This is a genomic window from Stenotrophomonas sp. 05L44_2, from assembly GCF_056665995.1.
The window spans coordinates 1-1,285 of sequence record NZ_JBFTNR010000941.1; the positions used below are offsets into that span (position 1 = coordinate 1).

The following is a 1,285-nucleotide window of genomic DNA, read 5'->3' on the forward strand; positions in this document are numbered from 1 at the left end:
CAAAAATTTAAAGCTGCACAAAAATTTAAAGCTGCAGATGAATGATTCTGGCAACGTATCGCTTGCTTTAAAACAATTAATAGTTGCTTGATCAAACGTCTGCAAGATGGACAATCATCCTTCCTGCAGGCGCCTTCACAAGATACCTGCGCATACTTTCAAAGATCKKGGGAAGTGGCCTCAGCGCCATTCCCGTGTGCTGCGAAGTTTCCTTCGTAGCGAAGCCGCCCATTATAGCCGGCTTTTCCGCTTCGTCAACACCTTTTTTCAAGGCCGTCTCACCGAAGTGGACGTTGTTGCCGATGCTGCTTCGTCGTTGGACCCGAAGGCCTTTCGTCGTTGCGAGCCGCCTATTATGGCAGGCTTTTAAGCTTTGTCAACAACTTGTGAGAGGAACTTGAAGCTCTTCGTGAAGTTGTTGCCGTAAGTCCAGGTCGAAACCTGAGGCTTGCAAAAAAAGGAAAACCCCGCTGCATGAGCAGCGGGGTTTTCGGGGTATAAACCCTGGCGATGACCTACTCTCGCATGGCTTAGGCCACACTACCATCGGCGCAGCTACGTTTCACTTCCGAGTTCGGGATGGGATCGGGTGGTTCCATAGCGCTAATTTCACCAGGGAGGCGKTTGGAGTGTCGCYTGGGCGTCGYGTCGTTGCAGGGGCGGGCATGGTGATGCCARCGWTGCAAAGAGACGCGCCTGAGCGCCTGCCTCTCGTTTGGTCTTGTGACGTAGCGTGCACTTGGATCTATCGACATGTCATGTCGGCCAAGGCAACTTGAGGTTATATGGTCAAGCCTCTCGGATCATTAGTATCAGTTAGCTCAATACATTGCTGTACTTACACACCTGACCTATCAACCACGTAGTCTACATGGTTCCTTCAGGGGGCTTGTGCCCCGGGAGATCTCATCTTGAGGCGCGCTTCCCGCTTAGATGCTTTCAGCGGTTATCGCTTCCGAACATAGCTACCCGGCAATGCCACTGGCGTGACAACCGGAACACCAGAGGTTCGTCCACTCCGGTCCTCTCGTACTAGGAGCAGCCCCTCTCAAATCTCCAACGCCCATGGCAGATAGGGACCGAACTGTCTCACGACGTTCTGAACCCAGCTCGCGTACCACTTTAAATGGCGAACAGCCATACCCTTGGGACCGACTACAGCCCCAGGATGTGATGAGCCGACATCGAGGTGCCAAACACCGCCGTCGATATGAACTCTTGGGCGGTATCAGCCTGTTATCCCCGGAGTACCTTTTATCCGTTGAGCGATGGCCCTTCCATACAG

General features: G+C 53.0%; 2 rRNA genes. Both read right to left on the reverse strand.

The features are described 5' to 3' along the window. Positions 1-502 precede the first annotated feature (502 nt). Positions 503-617, reverse strand: a 5S ribosomal RNA gene (rrf, locus tag AC1VAN_RS22150). A gap of 168 nt (positions 618-785) precedes the next feature. Next, a 23S ribosomal RNA gene (locus AC1VAN_RS22155) occupies positions 786-1,285 on the reverse strand; the annotation flags it as partial.